The organism is Bradyrhizobium sp. B117, from assembly GCF_038969555.1.
Lineage (GTDB): Bacteria > Pseudomonadota > Alphaproteobacteria > Rhizobiales > Xanthobacteraceae > Bradyrhizobium.
On record NZ_CP152414.1, the window covers coordinates 1,903,393 to 1,927,342 of the forward strand.

Here is a 23,950-nt window from a genome sequence, read left to right on the forward strand (position 1 = left end):
GCTCCAACAGCATCAAAGTGCTAGAACGTGGTCGTTGTTCGAACGCCACAAAGGAGGGACCGTTCCGTGAAACAGGTTAGCACCATCGGGTTAGATTTGGCCAAGCACGTTTTCCAGGTTCACGGCGCGGATGCGGAGGGCTCGCCCGTGTTCAACAGGAAATTGCGGCGCAGCGAGGTTCTGCGCTTCTTCGAGAAACTGCCACCATGCCTGGTGGGGATGGAAGCCTGCGGTAGCGCCCACTATTGGGCGCGCGAGATCGCAGCTCTCGGTCATGAGGTGCGGCTCATTCCGCCGGCTTATGTCAAACCCTGCGTAAAGCGAGGCAAAACGGATGCGGCGGACGCAGAGGCCATCAGCGAAGCGGTGACCCGCAAGACCATGCGCTTCGTCCCGATCAAGACGGCCGAGCAACAGGCTGCCGCGATGGTGCTGAAGACCCGCGCCCTTCTAGTGCGGCAGCGAACGCAGGCCGTCAACGCGTTGCGCGCGCATCTGGCCGAATTGGGCATCATCGCCACCGCTGGCCTGGCAAAGGTTGAGGCGCTGGTCGCAATCGTACGGGATGAGACAGATGCTCGCCTGCCCGCAGCAGCGCGCTTCGCGCTGAGGGCTATTGCCGACGAGATTGAAGCTTCAGCCGACCAAATCGAGAGGCTCGAGCGCGCGATTGTTGTGGAAACCAAGCACGACGAGGACATGCGTCGGTTGACCACGATACCTGGCGTCGGCGCCATCACGGCGGCGACCATCAAGGCGCTCGTGCCGGATCCCGGCGGGTTCAAGTCGGCTCGCCACTTTGCCGCCTGGCTCGGATTGACGCCGCGGCCTCATTCAAGCGGAGGCAAAGAGCGACTGGGAGGAATATCGAAGATGGGAAATCCGGAACTCCGCTCTCTGCTCGTTGTCGGGGCGACGGCCGTCTTGCGGGTTGTCCGAAACGACGCTCGGGCGCGGCCGTGGCTGAAGGCGCTTCTCGCCAGACGGCCCTTCAAGGTTGCCGCGGTCGCGCAGGCAAACAAGACGGCGCGGATCATCTGGGCGCTTCTGAACAAGGGCGGGACGTACCGACGTCCCGACCCGCTGACTGCCGCGGCCGCCGTCTGATAGACGCAGTGACCGCCAAAGCGATCTGACCGGCGCAGGCCGGCAGAGGGCAAGGTGCAACAACAGCCGATGAACCCATGGGACGACATCCCGAAACGAGTGAAGCTACTGCCCCCAATGCGCTCAAACGCGTAAACTTGATTTAGCTCCTCGTTCCGCGGATCTCATCGAGGCCAGCGGCCATGTGCCGCGCGCAAAGGCCGGACATATGACCGCACCGTTCCAATGTGTGAAATCGACTGAAAAAGCTCTTGCCACGCGGGCCGTTCCACATATGGGGGCAAGGTCACCCGCGACGTCCTGAAGCATGCGTGAGACGAAGTCCCTATTTCGGCCGGCCACGCGAAGTAATCGTTGCAAAGCGTCATGACGCAAGAGTTTGGAATACTCTAGTCATAAATGGTCGAGTTTTCCGGTCTCAAATCATGTCCCATGGCGCTTCCTTGCAATGGTGCGATAAGGATGCACCATCAAAGGCAGGGGCTAAACATCTAGCGAACCTGAACCCGCGGTAAGCGCGCCGCAGGCAAGCGGACGACGATCTGCCTGTCCGTGATGTCGACGACTCCTTGCGCTTGCTCCCGTCATTGTACCGCAATTCTACCGTCACTCCCGATGCAGATGGGGCAAAGGGCTCAGGCGCAAGGCTGATCCACCTCTCCCCCAAATTCAGAATGATCGGTCGATCCGCCCGGAGTCGGTCGATCCGCCCGGAGTCGGGCGTCGAGTAGCACCAAGTCCAATCGGAGAGACTGGAGCCGCACGTTGAGCCGTCGCCGCACGCCATCACGTGGCCAGATACGCAGGCTGTTAGCGAACGTCTCCATGATGCCGCCGTGACAAACCTTCCCAAAGATGGGATCGTCGGCAACGATCGTCGCAGCAGCGCGGAGCGCCCCACAAAATCCCAGGTCGATCTCGCACGAGTAATACCACGTTCCACGGTGATGCGGCTCTACCGCGCTACCAGCAGAGCACGCTGATCAAAGGAGGCCCTTTTGGACGCCGATGGGAGTCCTACCGGCATCGAGCACCCAAGGACCGATGATGCCATATCTAGCGAGAGCGGCTACGACACGTTTTCCAGTGGCCATGAGGCATGGTGCCCGCAGGCGTTCGTCGCGCCTGAAGCGGCCATGTGTTCGCGCCATTTTGGTCGATGCCTAGGTCTCACACATGAAGACGAGACGATCCCGGTCGACCTTGTCCTGGCTCTCGCGCAAGCCTCGGCGCCCTTCGAAGCGTCCGGACGGTCTTGCTCTGCGTCATGGGAGTCTCTTTTTGCGCGTGATCTTGTGACGCTCGAAGAAGCGGCGGATCGTGCCATAGCCAAAGCATAGGCCCTCTTTGCTCAAGCTGTGCCGCAGTTCATCGATAGTGCTATCGGGGCGAGGCCTCGAGCACAGCCATGATCGTCGCCCGATGGGCCTCGACCCGGTGCGATTCCCGAGGCCGTTGGGCCTTTGGCAGAGCACCGCGCCGTGCTCCCGCTCGCGCCTTCGTCATCGGAGTACGCTCGCTGGGCTCACTCCAAAAGCTCGGCAGCCCGCCGTTGTGAAGCGCGCCCTCAATACAGACGACCTTGTCCATTCCCAATTCCTGTTTCGGCAGATGGTCGCGGCCCCGCTCCTCCTTCAGCACGCGCATAGTAGTTCGTCAGCGCCCGGTTATATCCGACGAACAGCGCTCGCTCAGCCTCAATCTTCCACACATCGATCCAGCTATTCGATACCTGCTGCATTGAGCTGCTCCGCGATGCTTTGAAACGACGTCTCAGAGCTAGCGCCCTCGCGGCGCTCGCTACCAATCGTACGATTTTGCACGCCAATCTACGATCTTCCGCCACCCCGATGGTGGCACCTCGGATAATGGGCACGACTGATACGATTGTGAGGATTTAGGGAGGCCCGTTTGCTTGGGCGCCGACTTCGATGCGCTGAAGACGCGACCATCGGAGCTCGAGACGCAAAACAGCCGCACGCTTGGTTGGTTGCGGGCTGCTCGGCTTGACTTCGATATTAGAGCGAGGAACCCACGGTCGCGCCAGCGAGTTGCGCCACGAGCCAATCCGCGAAGGCTCGTACCGCAGATCTCTGTCGGCTGGCGCGCGGGTAGATCAGACGATGGCCGACGTAGCGGATATCGTTGGCTCGCCCTGCGAGCGGCGCAACTAGTCGCCCGCTCGCCAGTTCGCGTTCGGCCAGGAGCGTTGATTCCAACGCTACTCCCAATCCCTCCGCAGCCGTTGCGATTGCAAGAAAGCTGCGATCGAACCTCATCCCGTGGAGGGCAGGTGCTTCCAATCCGTTCGCCGTGAACCATTGGTGCCACTGAACCTGCTTCACGTCGGAACGGATAAGGGTTCGATCGAGGAGATCGGCAGCATTCCTGATTGACTTTGCAAGCGCCGGGGAGCAGAGCGGGGTGACCGTCTCCTCGGGGAGAGGAACAATTTCGACGCCCTCAGCACGCGGCGGACCATAGACAATGTCGATATCAAAATCGTCATTGCTGAAACGCGCGTAGTCCGTGTTTGCAGCCAGTCGAACCTCGAGCTTCGGATAGGCGGCGAGAAATTGTGCAAGCCGCGGTGCCAACCATTGCGCGGCAAAGCTCGGAGCTGAGTGGACGCGCACCAGTTGCGGTCCGCGCGCGGCGACTTCCTCGAGACCGCGGCGGAGTTGGTCGAAAGCCGCTCCGGTGTGGCGCATCAGATTCTCGCCGGCTGGCGTGAGCCGCACGGATCGCGCGCTGCGCTCAAACAATACGGTCCGAAGCGTGTCCTCCAACTTGCGGATGGCATGACTGACCGCGCTGGGCGTCAGGTGAAGCTCATTCGCCGCATCGCGAAATGATCCAGTGCGGGCAGCGGCTTCAAAGGCGCGAATTGCCGATATCGGAACATTGGACAGCATCCCATAAGTGAACCAGATTCATCGATCCGTGACAACTGTGCGCTTGTCCGTTGCGCGTCCGCGGTTCATTCCTAGCCGTGCAATGGAAAAACAATTTGCGGGAGAAACTGATGCTGCTCAGCGGTAAGACGGCCATCATTTCGGGCGCAGCATCGCCGCGCGGCATCGGGCTTGCCGCGGCACGGCGGTTCGCTGCCGAGGGAGCTCGGGTCGCCATTCTGGACATCGATGCCGACGCTGCGGCGGACGCTGCAGCATCGCTTGGAAAGTCCCACATCGGCCTTCGGTGCGACGTCGCCGACAAAGCGTCCTGCGAGCAGGCCGTCGCCCGGGTGATCGAATCCTTCGGCAGCATCGATATTCTGATCAACAATGCTGGCATCACCCAACCGGTGAAGCTCTTGGAAATTACGGCGGCCGACTGGGATCGCATCCAGGACGTCAATCTGAAAGGTGTTCTGTTCCTCTCCCAGGCCGTGATCCCGCACATGCGCGCGCGCAAGTCCGGATCAATCGCCTGCATGTCGTCGGTCTCGGCCCAGCGTGGCGGCGGAATTTTTGGCGGCCCGCATTATTCGGCCGCCAAAGCCGGCGTGCTTGGTCTCGCCAAGGCGATGGCCCGTGAATTCGGTCCGGACGGCATCCGCGTCAATTGTGTGACGCCCGGCCTGATCGGCACCGATATCACCGCGGGCAAGCTGAGCGACGAGATGAGGGCGAAGATCCTGGAAGGCATTCCGCTCAATCGCCTTGGCACGGCAGAGGATGTCGCCAGCATCTACACCTTCCTGGCTTCGGATCTTTCCGCCTACGTGACCGGTGCCGTGATCGACGTCAATGGCGGCATGCTCATTCATTGAGCCAGTAAGATAAGGTCCAGATCGATGGAAACGCTGACCAACACGCCCAAGCTGGCGGACCGCGCCTACAACATTCGCCGCAATGCGCTGCGCATGGGCGAAGTCCAGGGCCAGGGCTATATCGCACAGGCGCTGGACATCTCCGACGTCCTCGCCGTGGCCTATTTTCACGCGATGCGCTACCGGCCGGAAGATCCGTCCTGGGACGAACGCGACCGCTTCCTGCTCTCCAATGGTCACTATGCCATCGCGCTCTACGCGGCTTTGATCGAGGCGGGGATCGTCCCTGAGGAGGAGCTCGAAACCTATGGCAGCGACGAGAGCCGCCTGCCGATGTCGGGCATGGCCTCCTACACGCCGGGAATGGAAATGTCGGGCGGCTCGCTCGGGCTTGGGCTCAGCATCGCCGTCGGCATGGGGCTGGGGCTGAAGCGCAAGAAATCCGAGGCGCGGGTGTACACCTTATTCTCGGATGGCGAGCTCGACGAGGGCTCGGTCTGGGAGGCCATCCAGTCGGCGGGCCACTACAAGCTCGACAATCTGATCGGCATCGTCGACGTCAACAATCAGCAGGCGGATGGTCCTTCGACGCAGGTCATGGCGTTCGAGCCGCTGGTCGAGAAGCTTCAGGCCTTCGGCTGGTTCGTGCAGCGCATCGACGGCAACGATCTCGATGCCGTGCTTGCGGCGTTCGATGCGGCCAAGTCCCATACCGAGACCAAGCCGCGGATGATCGTCGCCGACACGCTGATGGGGAAGGGCGTTCCTTTCCTGGAGCAGCGCGAGAAAAACCATTTCATCCGCGTCGAGCAGCACGAATGGCAGCTCGCGCTGGCCGCGCTGGAAGCCGGGAGGCAGGTATGAAGACCGTGAGATCAGCACCGCAGCCTGGCAAGTCGCGCCTGACAACCTCGGCGATGATCGCATCGATCGCGGCTGAAGGACAAAAGACGAAGCCGGCGCCCTTTGGACACGCTCTCGTCGAGCTTGCACGCAGCCGCCCTGATGTGGTCGGCATGACGGCCGATCTCGGCAAATACACCGACCTGCACATCTTCGCGAAGGAATTTCCGGACCGCTATTATCAGATGGGCATGGCCGAGCAGCTTCTGTTCGGCGCGGCTTCCGGTCTTGCCGCCGAAGGCTTCATGCCGTTCGCGACCACCTACGCCGTGTTCGCCTCGCGGCGCGCCTACGACTTCATTCACCAGACGATCGCGGAGGAAGTCCGAAACGTGAAGATCGTCTGCGCACTGCCCGGCCTGACTTCGGGCTATGGCCCGAGCCACCAGGCCGCGGAGGATCTCGCACTATTTCGCGCGATGCCGAATATGACGGTCATCGATCCCTGCGATGCTCATGAAACCGAGCAGCTGGTGCCCGCCATCGCGACGCATCAGGGGCCGATTTACATGCGCCTGCTGCGTGGTCAGGTGCCCGTCGTGCTGGACGAATATGACTACAAGTTCGAGCTCGGCAAGGCCAAGCTGATCCGTGACGGGAAGGACGTGCTGATCATCTCATCCGGCATCATGACCATGCGTGCGCTCGAGGCCGTGCAAACTCTGACGAACGACCGCGTCGATATTGCGGTGCTCCACGTTCCGACCATCAAGCCGCTCGACGCCGGGACAATCTTGCGCGAGGCAAGCAAGCCGGGCCGCCTTGTCGTCGTTGCCGAAAACCACACGACCATTGGCGGCCTTGGCGAGGCAATTGCCGCGCTTTTGATGCGTTCGGGCGTTCATCCGCCGTTCCGCCAGATTGCATTGCCGGACGAATTTCTTGACGCCGGCGCACTTCCGACACTGCACGACCGCTACGGCATTTCCACCGCAGAGGTCGCAAGGCAGATCAAGCTGTGGCTCTAGCGCACCGGCACTAAGCGCCAATCAGGCCAAGCCCAAGTGAAGAGTTACGCCCGCTGCATGTTGCGGCGGGCGAGCGATGGCTCTTGCCCGAATGCGGCTGTCGAGGAGCCCGGAAAGCTGAAAACCAGCGCAGGCTGATGCAGCCGGCACAACGTCAATACACGATCAGGAGGAAAACATGACTGTCTCGAAACCTGGACGCGTCAGCCGCCGTTCGCTGTTGCTGGCGGCCAGTGCCGTACTTCTCTGCGGGATTCTGACCCGCCCGGTATCTGCCGCCGAATTCGTCTACAAGTTCGCGACCGGACAGGATCCGTCCCATCCGGTGAATATCCGGGCGCAAGAGGCGATCGACCGTATCCGCGAAGCGACCAGCGGCCGGCTGGAGATCAGGCTGTTTCCGGCCAATCAGCTCGGCTCCGACACCGAGCTTCTAACCCAGGTTCGCAGCGGTGGCGTCGAGTTCTTCAATCAGTCGTCCTCGATCCTTGCCACTCTGGTACCTAGCGCGGGCATCGTGAATACCGGCTTCGCGTTTGCCGACTACGACAGCGTATGGAAGGCCATGGATGGCGATCTCGGCACCTATATCCGGGCGCAGATTGCCAAGACACCGATCATGGCGGTGTCGAAAGCCTGGGACAACGGCTTCCGCCAGGTGACCTCGTCCGGCCGCGAGGTGCGCACGCCGGATGATCTGAAGAATTTCCAGATCCGCGTTCCGCCCGCGCCGCTGCTGACCTCGCTGTTCAAGGCCCTCGGCGCCGGACCGACGCCGATCAACTTCAATGAGGTCTATTCCGCGTTGCAGACCAAGGTCGTCGACGGGCAGGAGAACCCGCTGCCAATCATTGCGACCGCGCGTCTTTATGAAGTCCAGAGCACGTGCAGCCTGACGGGGCACGTCTGGGACGGCTACTGGATCCTCGGCAACAAGCGCGCCTTCGAGCGCCTGCGCAAGGACGTGCAGGAGATCGTGGCACGCGAGCTTGACCGCTCCGCCATCGATCAGCGCGCCGACATCGCAAAGCTCAGCCAATCCCTGCGCACTGACCTCTCGGCCAAGGGTCTCAAATTCGTCGACGTCGATCGCACCGCCTTCCGTCAGGCCTTGTCTAAAACCAGCTTCTACGCCGACTGGAAAGCCAAGTTTGGCGAGGAGGCATGGTCGCAGCTCGAAAAAGCGGCGGGCCGGCTATCATGACCAGCATGAGCCATACGCCGCATGTCGATGCCGGTATGGCGGCCGGCGCGTCGCAGGCAGGCCGGCGCAGTTGGGTGATAACGGCGAACACGGTGCTTGGTCATGTCGTCGCGGTCCCGGCAGCACTGCTCGTGCTGGCGGAGATTGCGGTACTGTCTGCCGGCATCGTGGGTCGATACGTGTTCCGCTCGCCCATCATCTGGTCCGACGAACTCGCGGGCATTCTCTTCCTCTGGCTCGCCATGTTCGGTTCCGTGATTGCGTTCCAGCGCGGCGAGCACATGCGGATGACCGCGATCGTCGGCGTTCTCAGCGCTGAGGTTCGGGCGTTTCTGGACGTCGTCGCGGCCGCGGCGTCGCTCGCATTTCTCGTCCTCGTTGTCTGGCCCGCCTATGAATTCGCCGCAGACGAGGCATTCGTCACCACGCCGGCGCTCGAGATCGTCAATAGCTGGCGTGCGGCGGCTTTGCCGATCGGGATCGGATTGATGCTCATCGCAGCGGTCCTCCGGCTCATCCGCATCGCGAGCCTGTGCAGCCTGCTGGCGTCCTTGGTGATCGTCGCAGGCATCATCGCGACGTTCGTTGTGCTGGCGCCGATCTTGAAGCCGCTCGGCAATCTGAATCTTCTGATTTTCTTCGTTGTCGCGGTTGGCGCCATGGTCATCGCGGCCGTGCCGATAGCGTTTGCGTTCGGTCTCGCCACGGTCGGCTATCTCGCCCTGACAACCAGCACGCCCGACGTGGTGATGATCGGACGAATGGATGAGGGCATGAGCCACCTGATCCTGCTTGCGGTGCCTCTCTTTGTCTTTCTCGGTCTTCTGATCGAGATGACCGGCATGGCGCGCGCCATGGTCGGCTTCCTGGCGAGCCTCTTAGGCCACGTGCGCGGTGGATTGCACTACGTGCTGGTCGGGGCGATGTATCTGGTCTCCGGCATTTCCGGCTCCAAGGCGGCGGACATGGCTGCGGTAGCTCCGGTGTTGTTTCCCGAGATGCGACAGCGGGGAGCCAAGCCAGGCGATCTGGTTGCGCTTCTCGCGGCAACTGGCGCGCAGAGCGAGACGATCCCGCCGTCACTGGTTCTCATCACGATCGGCTCGGTCACCAGCGTTTCGATCTCGGCCCTATTCACCGGCGGCTTGCTTCCGGGCGTGGTGCTTGCCGTCATGCTCGCGGCCGTGGTGTGGTGGCGATACCGCCGCGAGGACCTGTCTCACGTCAAGCGGGCGACGGGGCGGCAGATCGGTCGCGCTTTTGTCATCGCGATACCAGCCATCGCGTTGCCATTCGTGGTCCGGACCGCCGTCGTCGAAGGCGTCGCAACGGCAACGGAGGTCTCGACCATCGGCATCCTGTACTCGGCCTGCGCGGGTCTCTTCATCTACCGCCAGTTCGACTGGCGCCGCATCTATCCGATGCTGGTCGAGACAGCCTCTCTGTCAGGGGCGATTCTGCTCATCATCGGAGCGGCGACAGGCATGGCCTGGGCGCTGACCCAATCGGGATTTTCTGCCTCTCTGGCCAGGTTCATGACCACCCTTCCGGGCGGAGTTCCGGTCTTCCTTGTCGTGACGATCGTGACCTTCGTGATCCTGGGCAGTGTGCTGGAAGGGATTCCTGCCATCGTCCTGTTCGGTCCGCTCCTGTTCCCGATCGCGCGGCAGGTCGGGTTGCACGATGTCCACTACGCGATGGTCGTCGTTCTCGCCATGGGCACCGGACTGTTCGCGCCCCCGTTCGGTGTCGGCTATTACGCGGCCTGCGCCATCAGCCGCATCAATCCGGACGAAGGCATGAAGCCCATCGTGGGCTACATGGTCGCACTCCTGATCGGCACACTGATTGTTGCCGCAGTGCCCTGGCTGTCGATCGGCTTCCTTTGACAACGCGGCCGCGCGCCAGCCGCTCGGCGTGGCTCGCCGGTATCACGCCCTTCAATTTCCCGGTCATGGTCCTGATGTGGATGTTTCCGGTCGCTCTCGCCTGCGGAAATGCGTTCATTCTGAAGCCTTCTGAGCGCGACCCTTCGGCGTCGCTCATCATGGCGGAGTGGTTGAAGGAAGCAGGTTTGCCGGACGGCGTGTTCAACGTGGTGCAAGGCGACAAGGAAGCGGTGGATGCGCTGCTGCATCACCCGGATATTTCGGCGATCAGCTTCGTGAGCTCCACGCCGATCGCGAAGTACATCTATTCGACGGCCGCGGACACCGGCAAGCGCTGCCAGGCGCTCGGTGGCCCCAAGAACCATATCGTCGTGATGCCCGATGCCGACATGGATCAGGTGGTGGATGCGCTGATGGGGGCCGCCTACGGCTCCGCCGGCGAACGCTGCATGGCGATCTCGGTTGCTGTGCCCGTCGGCGAGGAGACTGCGGACAGGCTGATCTCCGCGCTCGAACCCAAGGTCAGGGGCCTGAAGGTCGGGCCGGGTACCGACCGCGAAGGAGATGGGGCCCCTCGTCACGAAACAGCACTTGGAGAAGGTCCGGAGCTATATCGATGCCGGTGTCGCAGAGGGCGCAAAGCTGCTGGTGGACGGACGCAGGTTCAGGATGCAGGGCTATGAGAATGGCTTCTTCGTGGGCGGTACCCTGTTCGATCAAGCGAGACTAATCGGCGCAGAATAAGGCGGAGCTGCACCAAAATTGCGTCAGAGCCAATATTGCAGACGATGACGTAATTGCGGTCGGCGCCCGCGGCCCGAAAAGTCCGCTATCTTCAAGCCTTCCCGCAATCTCACGAATCGGATGGGACCATGAAGCAATATGTTGGGCTGGATGTCTCGCAAAAAGAAACGTCAGTATGTGTGGTCGACGAAGTAGGCCAGGTCTTGCTCGAGGGAAAGGCCAAGTCCGACCCGGGGGCGCTCACGGCACTGCTTCGCAAACGGGCGCCACAGGCGGAGCGCATCGGATTTGAGACCGGGGCGATGGCGAGCTGGCTTTGGCATGAACTTCGTAGAGTTGATCTTCCGGTGGTCTGCATCGACGCGCGGCATGCCCACGCGGCTTTGTCCGTGCGCATGAACAAGAGCGATCAGAATGATGCTCGAGGACTGGCCGAACTGGTGCGAGTTGGCTGGTATCGAGAAGTCAAAGTCAAGAGCGAGGAAAGTCAGAAGATCCGCGCGATACTCGTCGCGAGATCTCGGCTCGTGGCCATGCGTCGAGATATCGAGAACCAGGTCCGCAGCCTCATCAAAGAATACGGTTTGCTGTTGCCACGCGCGATCGGACTGCAGTTTCGCAATCAGGTCTGCGAGCTATTGGGCAAAGATCATCAGCTCCTCGGTGTGATCGCGCCGCTTCTGTCGATCCAAGATCTGCAAGCAGCAAAGCAACTTCGACAACGACGTCCGCCAATTGGCGAAGTCGGATGAGACGACGCGCCGCCTGATGACGGTTCCTGGTGTTGGCGTGGTAACCGCCTTGACCTTCCGCCATACGATCGACGACCCATCGCGCTTCCGATCGGCATCGAGCGTTGGCGCCTATCTGGTTCTTACACCTCGGCGCAACCATCTGGCGAAACTGACATCAATGGCAAAATATCACGATGGGGCGACCGTCTTCTCCGAACTTACCTGTTCGAGGCCGCGACTGTCCTGCTTTATCGAACGAAGAAATGTTCCTCGCTCAAGGCCTGGGGAATGAAGCTCGCCAAGAGGATTGGCATGAGGAAGGCGAAGGTCGCCATCGCGCGCAAGATCGCCGTTGTTCTGCACTGCATCTGAGTCGACGGCACATCGTTCGACTGGGGCCAGGCGAAGGAAGCCCGATCCGATTTTGTAAAGTTCCTGGTCCGGCCTGCCGGACTGGCGATGTCCCGCTGGGACGGTGTTGTGGCGACCTCGTTCATTCGGCTGGTGGCGGCTTGACTGTACTCCGCTGCAGACGTTGAGGCGTCCGACCCGGACATCATCATCATGAGGCGCTGCGCGACCTCGGAAAGGACCATGACCCCAGCGAAGACATCAACCAGCCCGTACGATTCACGCCTGGCCAGCAGAGCATGTATCAGCCGCGCCCGCGCCGTCTCCGCAACCCCGACCAGCTCCGATGGCGGGGGCGCTACCACCGCGCCATGGGCGAGTTCAGAAATGCAAGCTTGACAACAAACCGCAATTAAAGGGCCGAATGACACCGCGTAGTGTCGACTGCCCGCGGGGTGGCAAATCTCTTCCTGCCGCATGGTTGTCGCGACACGGCGGCCTTTTTGGTTGCCGGCGCCCGAAGCATCAGTACGAGACCAGCACGAGGGTGGCGACGAACATGCGCCACGGTTCGAGTTGTGGCGAATTCAGCCGCTTTAGTCGGATACTGGGGTTCGTGGCGCTTCAAAGTAGTCTTCAAGGCTATAGAGCTTAGCGCGCTGCACCTCACAGAGTGCCTCATGCCAAAGATTGGATAAGATATCGCAGGTTCAGCTGGTGTGGGGAAAGGCGGTAGCGCTCCCCCGCTACCAGAAAACCTCACAACATCAATAGATTAGGCAGATCGCGTCGGCGCGAATCCCGGTCCGTAGCGCATTGGTAGCGCCGCGTCGGTGCGAACGGCAATCTAGTCCTTGAGCGCTGGTAGCTGAATCCTTCAGGTAATCTCTCAAAGGCCGTCGTCGTTGCTGCTTTTCTCATTTGCTTGAACCGGCAGGCCCCTCGATCCTCCGCGCCCCGGCACGCATCAAGTGGAACTAATCACGCATTCTGACAAAGCCCGAGCCCGCAATCTAATCCTTGATGGATCAACGATCGCGTGCTCGGCGCTGCCCGAGGAGCGGTTTTGAAGCCGGCGAGAATATCGGCCGCGAACTCGCTTCAGCTGCTCAGCCCTCTCAAGGCTGAAACAGGGGTTCGATTCCCCTAGGGAGCGCCAGCGGCTCTAGAAGCGCTGAGATTTCAAAAACATCACGCAAATCATGGCTTTGTCTGCTGTCAGGTGGTAGCAGGGACACGTAGCTTTTGATGCGCGCGATGCCGGGACTGATCAAGGATAGACACGGAACTTACTACGCTCAGCGGAAGGTGCCTAAGCGCCTGCAAGAGGCGGTCGAACGTGTCCTTAATTCCGAGAAACCCAGAAAGGTCTTCCTCAAGAAGTCCCTTGGGACCAAAGTGTTCAAGGAAGCCAACGTCGCCGCTGTTCTCGTGTTGGCGGACTTCAACCGCACGCTCGCCAGTGCCGAAGCCCTGCTAAAGGAACGTCCCGCCATCTCGTCACTCAGTGACGCACAGATCAGGCGAATGTCTGAATACTACTACGCTTCGATCTTGGCCGCCGACGACGAGGAACGGCAGGAAGGCACCGGGTCGGAGCCCATCTTTCAGAGCGTTGCTCAACAGCTTGCCACGGCGGGCGTGGAGTTCAACACGCCTTTCAAAGTAGGTGAACTACCCGAGGCCGGACTGTCGGATCGCGAAGTGTTCAAACGCGAGCACGCACTCAGCGAGAGTTTGCCAGACGCCATGTCGGCGCTCGCCAAGGGCAACATCACTCACGTGCGCGAGGATGTGGAGGAGTTGCTAGAAGAATTTCAGCTAAACTTGGACCGCAAGAGCCAGTCGTACAGGCGATTAGGGATGGCTGTGCTTGGCGCTCGCGTGAAGGCGCTCAAGGACATTGAGAAGCGGAACGCTGGAGAGCCGATATCGACACCACAGCTCGGCCAAGCGGCGGCCGCTACTGCCTCAGGCACGCTTAAGGAGGCCTTCGAGGGCTGGAAGAAAGAACGCGATAGACCGTCGGGTACCGTGCACGAGTACGGCCGAGCTGTGGAAATGTTCATTCAACTGCATGGCAATCTATCTCTCGCCGAGATGCGGCGTTCGCATGCGAGCAAATTCCGAGAAGCGTTGCAGTTGGTCCCTAAGATACGCTAAGGGCACACTGTTGAAGGCGTCTCTGCCCGAGCTGAGCGACACGGCTGCGCGCACCCATCGGTACCTAAGGTCTCTCCAGGCACCGTCAACAAGCAAATGGGTGCGTCAGCAAGCCGCGTGGGAGACGCGACCGGACGGATGCCCAGCAAGCTCAGGCCGCTACGGCTTACGCGCCCCAGCAGAACCACCAAAGCCTCATGATCCGCCTCCAGAACGGCAGAGATGCAGGGTCCTCTTCGCCGTCAGCAGCGGTCGAGGGCGCGCCGTCGTCCAATTCGGTAAGCCGCTCGACCAAGCTTTCCAGTCCTGTCGGTAGCGGCGCGGCATCGTCCGCGAGAACACCGCGAAGTTGGTCGCCAATCTCGTCGCAGATTGCTTGGCGGTGCTCTGGGTCGAGGTCGGGAGATGGGGTCGGAGGCCGGTCCACCATGTCTGCCCCGGGTTTCTGGATGTGCGCAACTCCCCAGCCGCCTTCAACGCGCGAGCTCATTCCTTAGCTCCGGATGACGCTGTACTCCTTCCGGGGTAGTTTCAGTTACATAGCCGCCCCGCTATTGATCTGATTAGCCCGACCGCCTTCCGGTTCCATGGTATGATTTCTTGGTGCTCGCGTAGGCGCGGGAGGCTTAGAGGGTGTCGACCTACCTACATCTGCAAACCCACGGCATGGAGCCGAAAGAGGTTAGACGCATCACTGATGCTTACGCGCGGGCGCTCAACATCCTCTGCGTCAAGGATCGTGACGATCCGCTAACGGAAATGATCGCCCAGAAGATCATCAAAATCGCCCAAAGCGGCATCCATGATCCGGCAGAAATTGCTGCACTGGCGATCAAGGAACTCGAAATGCGATAAAGGTATCTGGTGCCCATCACCAGGAAGAGCGCACCTATTTGCGGAACGCCGTTTCATGCACTTCGTTATTCCGTAACCTGGTAACCGCATTTGGGGTGTGACCGCCAGGGTTGACGCGGCAGAGGCATAGTCGGGCGGCCTTATTGTGAGAGGCTACGATGTTTGCCAGCAATTATAGCGACAATCTGAGCGCAGCCGTTTGCTATGCGCTTGAGACAACCCGAGCCACAGCAGTTTGCCCTTTCCACTCGGATGTGATCGTCCGCGTCGGTGATGACGCGGCCGAGAGCCACGCTTTTGAACGCGCCAAGAGGATCATCAAAAGTGATGGCACTCATTGGGACGGAGATGTTCTCCGTGAAGAGTTTAAGCGCCAACTCAGCGAAGCCGCAGATGGTCAGTGTCCCCGGTGCGCGGGATCGATCGATCCAAGGGTCTAACGGCTAAGGGCACGGGTAGAGCTCGGTCAGTGTCCCATCCCCATGCGTTATGAATTCTTCCGGAGCGCCCGCCAACGGAACTAATTTTCAACGAAGGCGATTGTCTTGTCGTCAGCGAGGGAGGATCATCGCCATGAGGATCGAATATCTCTCTGCTCTTGTGATAGTCGTTCTCGCCGCTGGTTCTGGGCTGGCAGTCAATTCCGTCGGCTCGCGGCCTTCCGAAAAGCAATCCACGCCGACCATGCAAGTGGAGAACCGACTAGCTGCGTCGGTCGAGCCGTTCTTGCGGTCTGGTGGCTAACACGCCGCATTGCAGCCCGGCGCTAATTTCGCGCCGACGAAGTTTTGTTTGCAAAGCAGCGCTCGCTTGGAGCGCATAAACGGCGCTCAGCGTCCGTGGATTGAAAATGCGCTTTGCGAGCAAACTGTTAGCCACGTCATAGTCTTTATCAAACCGTCAAGCTTAAGCTTTGGGACAACCGCCTCGGGAGGCAACGATGACACCCGATTGGCTTGCAGTCCCTGCGACGATCCTCTCTGCTTTGGTTCTGACCATTATCGTTTTGGTTGCCGTTGGCGCATGGTAGGCGACAGGACGGTGCCGCGCTTGTGCTCGACGACATCGAGGACCAGCGAGAAGCGGTCCCTCGGCAGATGCGGCGCTTGGATTTGGCGAACAATGATCGGTCTCGTCGAGCGCGAACCAGACCATGCTAAGCCATTCCTGAAACAATTTGTCACACCGCGTTCTCTTGCCGTTCGGGAGGCGTTCTCGTTGACCATGAGAATACAACCCGGAAACGCGATCGCGGTTGTATGAAAGAACAGCCTTGGGAACGCCACCTCGGGTCGGCGGTTGGAGAGCCGTGGATAAGGTAGGTATGCGTGGGCGCGCAGACGGAAAGCCTCCGGGAGACGAACGTAACGCCTTGCTGAAGCGAGCACGTAATGCAGATCAAGCAATCGGCATTGAGCGGCAACTTCGTCAGGATCACTAGGACGCTCAAGAGAGAAGCGGTTTAGCTTGGCTCCTCCCTCTGAAAAATCCTGCTCGCGTGGCGGGGGTTTCGGCGGTCGCCACTTGCAGATCCGACCATGCAGACAATCCAGCCCTCCAAGCGCGGCAGTCCCGCACACGCGTCGCTGGCCGCCGGAAGCCGCGTTTTCTGCTAAGCTAAAAAAACAGAATGGTGGAAGGGCGCCAGCGCCTTGCCTCAACTAAATACAGCATGAGCAAGAATGGCGAAGTAGGCGACGATCAGGAAGAAAGCCATCGTCTGAAGCTCCTTTGCGCGCAGCTCGGCAGCTCGATAACTGAATGGCTTTTGCCGACGCTCAGCAAAGACAGTCCGCGATGGGCGTAGGCGCCACTCCAGATATTCATCTCCTTTGCGCACCACTGAGCTCGCCTGAAATCCCTATCGAGTTGTCCTTCCAAGCCAGTCGGCCACAGTTCGAGCATTGATAGACGGAGACTTGGCGGTCATTTCGAGGGTCGAGAATGACCGATCTCAGGGCCGTCACGATGTGGCAATCTTCGCACTTGGGGCGTCGATCAACGAACGTCGGCTGAAGTATAACTTGTTGCTCGCGCATGCGATTCGCCTCCCTTTCAAAGGGGATCAGATCGCGAGTACGGCATCAATATGATGCCGAGTATAGGACCGGTTGGGCCCAGGACGGGTAACTTAAGATGGCCTCACTTGAAACGTGCTGCGCTCGCCGGTAGACACCGTCTCCGTCGCAGTCGACCTTGATCGCCAAACGATGAGGAGCGCTTCAAGCAAACAAAAAGTCATTCGCGGTCATCAAGTCGGTGAAGTTTGCAAGCGTAACTTGATCAGCTCCCGCCACGATAGTGGTGCTAGTTCCGCTTTGGGTGATTACCAGGTCCTCGAACGACTGCACGGCCGCCACGTCAATGAAAGCTATCTTGTCATGCTGACATTGATTGAAATCTCGAATGACATTGTTGGCTCCAACGGTCATTGGACCATTGTCTTTGAATACAAACGTGTCGGAACCTCCATGAGCATTACTGCCCAGTTCACCATCTCCCCACATCTCATTGGTGACCGTGCCACCTTGCGCAGCCGTTCCCGCGTATAGGACATCGCTGCCCCCCTTGGCACGACCGGAAAGCTGCCCCGCGTCGCCCCAGAGGAAGTTATCGACCCGGCCGTTACTAACTGCGTCGCCGCCGGCGATAAGATCATCGCCTCCTTGGCTCGCCCCGCCCATGACCTGGGCATCGCCATAGAGCTGATTTACAACGTCGGTCAGCGTCCTATCACCGCCGCTGAGACTATCGTTACCTCCGCTTGTCGCGTCGAGCATCGTAAGAGCATCGCCGACGGCGAAGTTCTTCGTACCTTGCAACGTTGCAAGGTCATTCCCGCCTTGGGCATGGTCGGACATTGTGGCGCCGGCGTCCCCGTAAAATGACACTGTGGAGCCGCCTTCGTTTTTGAAGGTATCGTTGCCGCCCTTGGCAAAGCCGGACATTTCGCCGCCAGCATCGCCGTAGAAGGTCTTTGACATGATGGGCCCACCCGAGCCCGTAAAACTGTCGTCTCCTCCCTGAGCGTGACCTGAGATGTTGCCTCCCGCATCGCCATAGAACACCTGCGTTGCGAACAAGGCCCCGTTGAAGGTGTCGTTGCCACCTTTACTGTGGCCGGACATGTCACCGCCGGCATCTCCGTAGAATGTGTTGCCTGAGTCCGTTCTAGCTGTGAATGTGTCATCGCCGCCCTGGGCGTGACCGGACATGTTGCGCCCGCTGTCCCCAAAAAAGATGTTTGCTGCCTGTCTGGAGCCCTGGAAGCTGTCGTTGCCGCCGTTGCTGTGGTCAGACATATCGCCGCCCGCATCACCGTAAAACGTGTGGGTGCCGCCCTGTACCGTCTGAGTGATGAAAGTGTCGTCCCCGCCCTGGGCGTGACCCGTCATGGCGCCACCGGCGTCGCCGAAGAACGTATTGGTTTGCTGTCTGCCCGTTCCACTCAGGAAGGTATCGTTGCCGCCCTTACTGTGGTCCGACATGTCTGCGCCAGCGTCGCCGTAGGCAGTGACACCAACCAGAGGGAGTCCGTTGAATGTGTCATCGCCGCCCTGAGCAAAATCGAAAATGCTGCCAACCACGTCGCCATAAAATGTGTAACTGGAAAGTCCCACTTCGTCGAAGGTGTCGTTTCCTCCCTTCGAAAAGTCGAACATGCTGCCACCAGCATCACCGAACAAAGTCGGTGCGCCGGGCGTACCTATCAGGTTGTCGTCGGTGCCGAATTGGCGATTGACCAGGTCACCCGAAGTAGGCGGAATAGGTTGCCTGCGCATCGGAAGTTCTCCTCACCGTACCGGCACAATCTTAGGATGTTTTGCCAGGCGGCGAACCAACTATGAGTGAGTACATCTTTGGGGCACCCTGTCTCTGCACACACATCAGCGACGAATGGGTCCGGTGATAGGTCCAAGGACCAAATTAAGATCAATTCCGACCTAGCACCAACTCCCTCAGGCGCTGTCACAGCAAGGCCCGCGACGGGTCGCTCCGCGCGGGCTGTGGCTTGATTAAATGAAGCCTTCGACTATTGCGATGGCTCAGTGCATGTGGCCCGATCAGATAGACGCCACCACCACCAAAAACGATCACGGCCAGAACGGCCCAGAGCAGCAGGACTGGCACCGCTTCTGCTCCTTAGTTCGAGCTGCAAATTTTGACGGTCTTCATGCCGGCTTCGGTGCTTCCGACCGGGTCTTGTACACGGCGTCGCCACCCACCACCGTCGTTTCCGTGGTCGTTGGCTTGGACTCGGTCATGGTGCACTTCTTGGTCGTGACGTCCTGCACTACGTAGAACGCATTGTGAGAATGCGGGGGCTGCAACTGACAGCACCGCGCGGCAATAATCACTTTGATATTCGTCGGTTCATTCGGACCAGCCTTCTACAAACATGCCAGATTGCCAGATGTTCCCGACGGGAATCCGAACCATTCTCGCCGGGCTGCGTTGGTGCGCAAACAGGAGGCTCCGATGGTGGAAGTGCGGCTTGGGACAACTTCTCTGGCGATGCTGCTTGGGCTAACTGCTGTTGCACTGGCTGAGCCCGTTAAGGATCAGGCGCCTTCCGCTGTCCAAACCAGCGCCGAAGCACGCCCGATTCGCGTGATCCTTCCTGCGCCTTGGGAGTCGGGCAAAGGGCGGGCCGAGCCGAGCCAAACCTCAAAGTGATGGCCGGCGTTGGCGTAATTGCTGGCGGGGTGGTTTCAGCTTACGGCACCCGTGGTAAGGAAGCCCGCTCGCGAAGCGGCTGCGGTCTCGCACCAAGGGCCACTTATACTAGCTGTCATCGAGCGTTATCGCAGCGGTGGCCCGCAGAATCACACGGCCGATGGTGTCCCGAACAACTACCTTTGTTGTACCGGCTGAAGTTTCGTTTGCGTCATCCAGGATTGGTTGTCCGAGAGCTTCCATCGCGAGACGTCGCACGGCATCAATGCCGGCAAGGTCAATGCCCTCGTCATCGATGGTAATGTCGCGGGTATTGTAAAGATCGAAGAAGAACTTTGGCATGGCCCAAATAATCACGCAGCCAATTCGAGGTTCCTAGTTTTCCCGGTCAAAGTCTTCTCTCGAAAGGCAGTCCCGCCCCTTCTAGAAGCGGTCACGCGCTCACATGCGGCCCTCGATATAAGAAGATCTCCGCGTACCTTTTCTGATACAGGTTGTGTATGATCGACATACCCCGACATGTATCCAACTAGACGCCATCGGTCGATCCCTTCCCGTACGAGACGGTCTTGCCGTTCTTCTAGTTAGACCTCAGGGGCTCGACAATTACACGCCCAAAGTCCCTTGGCCTGCTTCCGCCGCCTGCAACAGATGTTCGGCGATCAACCGTCGGCTCTCATGATTCCCGCCGTGTGGAAGCTCACGGTCTCCTCCAACACAAATTCCATATTCGACTTTACGCGGTCGGACCGTGTCATCCAACTTTCTCCGGCTTCAACGCCGGGAAGTTCTCGTAATTATGGAATTCGGCCAGAGGTGCGATCAATACAGATCGCGGCTCAAATTGACGGGCATCGTGCCCGCCAATGCGAGCGACTCGGCAGCCGGCCGAACTTCCAGCCCACGATTGACCACGCGCACTGAGTCGTCGCGCAAAAAGCGGCCCCAACTCGCTGGCGGGCTAAGTTGAGGCCGAAGCAGAGGATCAGCAGGGATATCCGCCAGCCCAAGGTCAACATGCATCTGCGCCGGGGCGCTGGCGATATGGTAAGCGAACTACGCCAGTGCTCTGATCTGCCGGTAGGGGTGTCTTAATTAGGGCTCGGCGCTCGGCAGTACCCCCTGACACTCTGACGCCCGGTTACCTCAGCAGCGATGCCAAGGCTTTGCAGGATGGCGACGTAAATGCCGTTCATCGTTTCGGATGCGCCGTATCTCGACTGCTGACGGACATCTGAGGCGGCCTGCTACCCGTTGCTCAGGGCAACGTCGGTCACCTGCAGTCGAGCCGTAGGCCGCGCTTTCGTTTCGGTCGTTGCAAGTAAGTACGACGTTGAAAGATAATGCCGACTAACGTAGGCCAAAGAACGACAGTAAGGCAGCAATTACAACGACTAGTCCTACGAGGTAAATTAGGCCGTTTATCGTACACCTCCGTCTTGCGTTAATTTCTTAGGCGAGCCCTCCGCTCGCTATGCAAATTTGAGCTGTCTCGCTGCGGTAGCGGTGATCCGGTGTCCAGGTGTAGATAGATGTGACTTACTTTTTCTCGGGAACCCAGGTTGTGCTAGCCTTGTCGTACTTGAAGCCTGGCGCCTCCTTGAGCGTATCCTTTGTCTCATCGATGGTGAGCCACCATTTGTCGTTCTTCTTCGCGGCCTTCACCGCGCTGAAGGGCACGATCACGTCCTTTTCGCCAGCACCGAGAAAACCGCCGACGCCGAGCACGAGGCCGGTGATCTTGCCGGATTTATCGATGAGCACGTCGTCGATGTCGCCGATCTTGCTCTCCTTGGGATCGTAGACCGCCTGCTTGTAGTAGTTGGTCACCGTCCAGCTTTCCGATGGTGCCGACTTGACGGTGGTCGTTGCGGCGTGACCCGCAGTGGCGGCGGCAATCGCGAGTGCACCCGCTATGGCGAGCTTCTTCATTTTCGTCCTCCTGAACCAGTTTGTCGCCGTAGCAACAGGAAAAAGAGGCAAAGGTTCCCGCCTCAAGTCGGAGGAAGACCGCGTCTTGGACTGAGCTGCCTCAGATCTTTGCTCACGCAACGCAAATATTGGAGAGAGCACTCCGATATCGGAGTTGAGCAAACAATATCGAGAACAGTCGAGCGGAAGGGCGAGCTAGGGTGTGTACTCATAGTTCCAGCGCGAGTCAGTTCGACCTCTGATACCAGACATCACGTCGTCGAAGACTGAGGACCGCTAAGGGCGAACACCGGAAGTGACAAGCCTTATTCGATCACCTCGTCCGCGCGCGCGAGAAGGGACGCGGGGATTTCGATACCGAGCGATTTCGCCGTCTTGAGATTAATGACAAGCAGGTATTTTGTGGGTTGCTCGATAGGAAGCTCGGCCGGTTTGGCGCCCTTCAGAATTCGGTCGACATAGTGAGCCCCAATTCGAGCCAAGGCGGGAAAGTCCGGCCCGTAGGAAATCAATCCGCCAGCTCGCGCAAAGTCAGGGTCGAACGAGATCGATGGTAAGCCCGCCTGTACCGCGAGATCGGCCACACGGTTCGACGGAAAGATTGCGTCACTAAATATGTCCATGGCCTCTGCTCCCCGGGTTTTCGCGGCGGCAACGGCGCGAGGCACTTCCCCCACTTCGTGCACATCGATTACGTCGAGCTGAAAGCCGAGCTTGGCGGCCGCAGTTGGTGTCTCCGGGAACACCAGCCGATGCATCTCGTTTGAGGTGTTGAGGAAAACTGCCACGCGCTTGGCCTGTGGCAAAGCCTCTCGAAGAATACCAAGAAACTTCCCTCCAAAATCGGTCCGATCCATCGTAGCGACGCCCGTCAGGTTTCCGCCAGGATGGGCAAGACTTGACGCAAGTCCCATACCGACCGGATCGGCGACCAGGATTATTACAATTGGTATGTCGGCGGTGGCGTTCTTTGCAGCGCGCGCAGCAAAAGGGGAGAAGGCAACGATGAGAGCGGGTCTCGACCGCACAAGGTCGGTCGCGAGCGCCGGAAGCTGGTCGAGGTGATAATCCGGGTCCTTCCGCTCAGTCGTAATGGTCGTGCCCTCGACCCAACCAATTTTTTGAAGCTCGTCCGAAAACGCGTCAATATAGGGAAACTTGCAAGCAGGCACGCAAAGCATGCCGATCCGCGCCACTCTTCGCACCGATTGAGCTGTGGCAGCCGACGCGAAGGACAGCATCACAACCAGAAGGGCGGACACTGTAACGGCAAATCGTCTCATGCGATCACCGGATCGCTGCACGGAGGCGTTTGGGTCGACAGATCGAGCGTCTTGTCCAACAAGTTACAATAGTAGCAGCTTCGAGACGATCGAGCGATCACAAATGAACGGGTCAAAGGCTGCCCTCGGCAGCTCCACGGCGGCGTTCCGCTCAGCTATCCGAAGCGGACAGTGCGCGGCCAGGAGGGGAAGTCAGCCACGGGCCAAGAGGCGACATCGCAGGCTTGGCTCGCCTCGCCCACACCTAGACGGAAAGTCAATTAACGCGGCGCCAATGGCGATCCTCGCGTATGGCTTTGAACTCCACACTGCATCTGGCTTTCGAGAACGCTGAGGCGCAGTTTGGCGCGTGCGTCGTCAAGCTGATCCCTCAGTGAGTTGCCCTCGCGCCGCAAGGTGCGATTTTATAAGATGGCCAGTTTGGCCTGTGCAAGCAAGGGATCGAGCATTCATCAATGATGAGCGGTCACAACTTTGGTCCGCCACCACACACGTTAATCAGTTGGATTTCTTAGCTTCCGATATATTGACATCGGTCCTCCGGGCCACACCTTGGGGGTTGGCGTCGCCAACAATTCGCGCGACTCCGACACCGCAGGTTTAGAGTACCTGAGCAACTCTTTGGTTGTCAGATCGCCAGCCTCAAGTCGACGCAACATTGAGCGGTACCGCACAAGCGCCGCGACGTAAGTCAGGGATGAACCTCATTTGCACCTCATGGCCGCAGATCAGTGTGGAGCTGTCGCGCGTCGTGGGTGGTGCGACTCGGACGGTTTCAAGACCGGCGATGTCAGCCACTCATTCATATGAGAGGCAGTTTCGGCGTGTCGGGCTTTGCGGATAAGGTCTTCGCGTCTAGCGCCGGGTGGAAGCAGCTTGGCTTCTTCGCGTAGGCGCTTCGCTTCTTCGACAAGGCGGGCCTCAAGGGGAACGGTCTGTTTGAAACGGCGACGCTGCATGACACAACCTCGTGCTTACGGGTCCTAATCCGTAGGGTTCAGCAGTTCGATCCTAATATGCAGTCGGGCGCGTTTCGGTTCCCTACTCGGAACGAATTTTTCCGCCCGGGTCAGCTTGCGAAGAACCCAGGTTTAGTAAATCTGGTCCGCTCTGCCGCCATGAGCGGACCTCCGTCAGGCGCGGCGCAACTTCGCCGCTGGGCCTCTACTCACTCGATTACCTTGTCGGCACTGGCCGAGAGTGCAGGAGGGACGGAAAGGCCCAGCTGCCTGGCCGTCTTCAAGTTGATGGACAGATCCAATTTGTTCACTTGGTAGAATGGAATATCGCCGCCTTCGCTCCGCGGAAAATTGCGTCGATGTTGCTGGCAGCGCGCTTATACAATTCGGCTAGATCAAAGGAGTA

16 protein-coding genes, 1 tRNA gene and 3 pseudogenes are annotated in these 23,950 nt (G+C 59.5%); 11 read left to right on the forward strand and 9 right to left on the reverse strand.

Annotated features, from left to right (window positions below):
• Positions 1 to 66: 66 nt before the first annotated feature.
• Positions 67 to 1,107, forward strand: a complete 1,041-nt coding sequence (locus AAFG16_RS09200; RefSeq protein WP_342738895.1) for an IS110 family transposase — start codon at positions 67 to 69, stop codon at positions 1,105 to 1,107.
• 1,567 nt (positions 1,108 to 2,674) lie between these two features.
• Here the strand turns inward: AAFG16_RS09200 and AAFG16_RS09205 are convergent.
• Positions 2,675 to 2,848: a hypothetical protein gene (locus AAFG16_RS09205; RefSeq protein ID WP_271604429.1), complete on the reverse strand. Its 174-nt coding sequence runs from the start codon at positions 2,846 to 2,848 to the stop codon at positions 2,675 to 2,677.
• Positions 2,849 to 3,125: 277 nt separating this feature from the next.
• Positions 3,126 to 4,022 (reverse strand): LysR substrate-binding domain-containing protein, encoded by an 897-nt coding sequence (locus tag AAFG16_RS09210; protein ID WP_342738896.1) that lies wholly within the window; start codon positions 4,020 to 4,022, stop codon positions 3,126 to 3,128.
• A 110-nt stretch (positions 4,023 to 4,132) separates the two neighbouring features.
• Between AAFG16_RS09210 and AAFG16_RS09215 the strand changes: the two genes are divergently transcribed.
• The 9 genes and pseudogenes from AAFG16_RS09215 to AAFG16_RS09255 all read left to right on the forward strand — a co-directional run bounded on the left by AAFG16_RS09215 (position 4,133) and on the right by AAFG16_RS09255 (position 13,838).
• Positions 4,133 to 4,882 carry a glucose 1-dehydrogenase gene (locus AAFG16_RS09215; RefSeq protein ID WP_342738897.1) on the forward strand — a complete coding sequence of 250 codons (750 nt, stop codon included), beginning with the start codon at positions 4,133 to 4,135 and terminating at the stop codon, positions 4,880 to 4,882.
• Positions 4,883 to 4,906: 24 nt separating this feature from the next.
• Positions 4,907 to 5,746 carry a transketolase gene (locus AAFG16_RS09220; RefSeq protein ID WP_283084415.1) on the forward strand — a complete coding sequence of 280 codons (840 nt, stop codon included), beginning with the start codon at positions 4,907 to 4,909 and terminating at the stop codon, positions 5,744 to 5,746.
• The gene (locus tag AAFG16_RS09225; protein ID WP_342738898.1) at positions 5,743 to 6,753 is read left to right on the forward strand and encodes a transketolase family protein; all 1,011 of its coding nucleotides are present in this window, start codon (positions 5,743 to 5,745) and stop codon (positions 6,751 to 6,753) included. The genes AAFG16_RS09220 and AAFG16_RS09225 overlap by 4 nt, the downstream gene beginning before the upstream one ends.
• 178 nt (positions 6,754 to 6,931) lie before the next feature.
• Positions 6,932 to 7,957, forward strand: a complete 1,026-nt coding sequence (locus AAFG16_RS09230) for a TRAP transporter substrate-binding protein (protein ID WP_342738899.1) — start codon at positions 6,932 to 6,934, stop codon at positions 7,955 to 7,957.
• 35 nt (positions 7,958 to 7,992) lie between these two features.
• The gene (locus tag AAFG16_RS09235; protein WP_342740878.1) at positions 7,993 to 9,846 is read left to right on the forward strand and encodes a TRAP transporter large permease subunit; all 1,854 of its coding nucleotides are present in this window, start codon (positions 7,993 to 7,995) and stop codon (positions 9,844 to 9,846) included.
• Positions 9,847 to 9,878: 32 nt separating this feature from the next.
• Positions 9,879 to 10,563 (forward strand): annotated as a pseudogene (locus tag AAFG16_RS09240) (aldehyde dehydrogenase family protein); the annotation flags it as partial.
• 155 nt (positions 10,564 to 10,718) lie between these two features.
• Positions 10,719 to 11,696: pseudogene (locus AAFG16_RS09245) on the forward strand (IS110 family transposase).
• 1,038 nt (positions 11,697 to 12,734) lie between these two features.
• Positions 12,735 to 12,834, forward strand: a tRNA-Glu gene (locus tag AAFG16_RS09250).
• 89 nt (positions 12,835 to 12,923) lie between these two features.
• Positions 12,924 to 13,838, forward strand: a complete 915-nt coding sequence (locus tag AAFG16_RS09255; protein ID WP_342738900.1) for a DUF6538 domain-containing protein — start codon at positions 12,924 to 12,926, stop codon at positions 13,836 to 13,838.
• 166 nt (positions 13,839 to 14,004) lie between these two features.
• On the opposite strand, the gene AAFG16_RS09260 is transcribed toward AAFG16_RS09255, so the two are convergent.
• Positions 14,005 to 14,328: a hypothetical protein gene (locus AAFG16_RS09260; RefSeq protein ID WP_342738901.1), complete on the reverse strand. Its 324-nt coding sequence runs from the start codon at positions 14,326 to 14,328 to the stop codon at positions 14,005 to 14,007.
• Between the two features lie 143 nt (positions 14,329 to 14,471).
• Between AAFG16_RS09260 and AAFG16_RS09265 the strand changes: the two genes are divergently transcribed.
• Entirely contained in the window at positions 14,472 to 14,693 is a 222-nt protein-coding gene (locus tag AAFG16_RS09265; RefSeq protein ID WP_342738902.1) for a hypothetical protein, read from the forward strand.
• Between the two features lie 1,657 nt (positions 14,694 to 16,350).
• Here the strand turns inward: AAFG16_RS09265 and AAFG16_RS09270 are convergent.
• The 6 genes and pseudogenes from AAFG16_RS09270 to AAFG16_RS09295 form a co-directional block, all read right to left on the reverse strand.
• Complete coding sequence (locus AAFG16_RS09270) at positions 16,351 to 16,533, reverse strand: hypothetical protein (protein WP_342738903.1); 183 nt, start codon at positions 16,531 to 16,533, stop codon at positions 16,351 to 16,353.
• Between the two features lie 382 nt (positions 16,534 to 16,915).
• Positions 16,916 to 18,475, reverse strand: a complete 1,560-nt coding sequence (locus tag AAFG16_RS09275) for a hypothetical protein (protein ID WP_342738904.1) — start codon at positions 18,473 to 18,475, stop codon at positions 16,916 to 16,918.
• 361 nt (positions 18,476 to 18,836) lie between these two features.
• Positions 18,837 to 19,057, reverse strand: a pseudogene (locus AAFG16_RS09280) (hypothetical protein).
• A gap of 421 nt (positions 19,058 to 19,478) precedes the next feature.
• On the reverse strand, positions 19,479 to 19,712 hold the full coding sequence (locus tag AAFG16_RS09285) for a hypothetical protein (protein WP_342738905.1): 234 nt from the start codon (positions 19,710 to 19,712) through the stop codon (positions 19,479 to 19,481).
• 1,197 nt (positions 19,713 to 20,909) lie between these two features.
• Positions 20,910 to 21,302 (reverse strand): PRC-barrel domain-containing protein, encoded by a 393-nt coding sequence (locus tag AAFG16_RS09290; RefSeq protein WP_342738906.1) that lies wholly within the window; start codon positions 21,300 to 21,302, stop codon positions 20,910 to 20,912.
• Positions 21,303 to 21,607: 305 nt separating this feature from the next.
• Positions 21,608 to 22,585 carry an ABC transporter substrate-binding protein gene (locus AAFG16_RS09295; RefSeq protein WP_342738907.1) on the reverse strand — a complete coding sequence of 326 codons (978 nt, stop codon included), beginning with the start codon at positions 22,583 to 22,585 and terminating at the stop codon, positions 21,608 to 21,610.
• Positions 22,586 to 23,950 lie beyond the last annotated feature (1,365 nt).

Coding starts and splice junctions, on each gene's coding strand:
- AAFG16_RS09205 (WP_271604429.1), bottom strand. CDS start 2,848: ATGCAGCAGGTATCGAATAGCTGGATCGATGTGTGGAAGATTGAGGCT.
- AAFG16_RS09210 (WP_342738896.1), bottom strand. CDS start 4,022: ATGCTGTCCAATGTTCCGATATCGGCAATTCGCGCCTTTGAAGCCGCT.
- AAFG16_RS09215 (WP_342738897.1), top strand. CDS start 4,133: ATGCTGCTCAGCGGTAAGACGGCCATCATTTCGGGCGCAGCATCGCCG.
- AAFG16_RS09220 (WP_283084415.1), top strand. CDS start 4,907: ATGGAAACGCTGACCAACACGCCCAAGCTGGCGGACCGCGCCTACAAC.
- AAFG16_RS09225 (WP_342738898.1), top strand. CDS start 5,743: ATGAAGACCGTGAGATCAGCACCGCAGCCTGGCAAGTCGCGCCTGACA.
- AAFG16_RS09230 (WP_342738899.1), top strand. CDS start 6,932: ATGACTGTCTCGAAACCTGGACGCGTCAGCCGCCGTTCGCTGTTGCTG.
- AAFG16_RS09235 (WP_342740878.1), top strand. CDS start 7,993: ATGGCGGCCGGCGCGTCGCAGGCAGGCCGGCGCAGTTGGGTGATAACG.
- AAFG16_RS09255 (WP_342738900.1), top strand. CDS start 12,924: ATGCGCGCGATGCCGGGACTGATCAAGGATAGACACGGAACTTACTAC.
- AAFG16_RS09260 (WP_342738901.1), bottom strand. CDS start 14,328: ATGAGCTCGCGCGTTGAAGGCGGCTGGGGAGTTGCGCACATCCAGAAA.
- AAFG16_RS09275 (WP_342738904.1), bottom strand. CDS start 18,475: ATGCGCAGGCAACCTATTCCGCCTACTTCGGGTGACCTGGTCAATCGC.
- AAFG16_RS09285 (WP_342738905.1), bottom strand. CDS start 19,712: ATGCCAAAGTTCTTCTTCGATCTTTACAATACCCGCGACATTACCATC.
- AAFG16_RS09290 (WP_342738906.1), bottom strand. CDS start 21,302: ATGAAGAAGCTCGCCATAGCGGGTGCACTCGCGATTGCCGCCGCCACT.
- AAFG16_RS09295 (WP_342738907.1), bottom strand. CDS start 22,585: ATGAGACGATTTGCCGTTACAGTGTCCGCCCTTCTGGTTGTGATGCTG.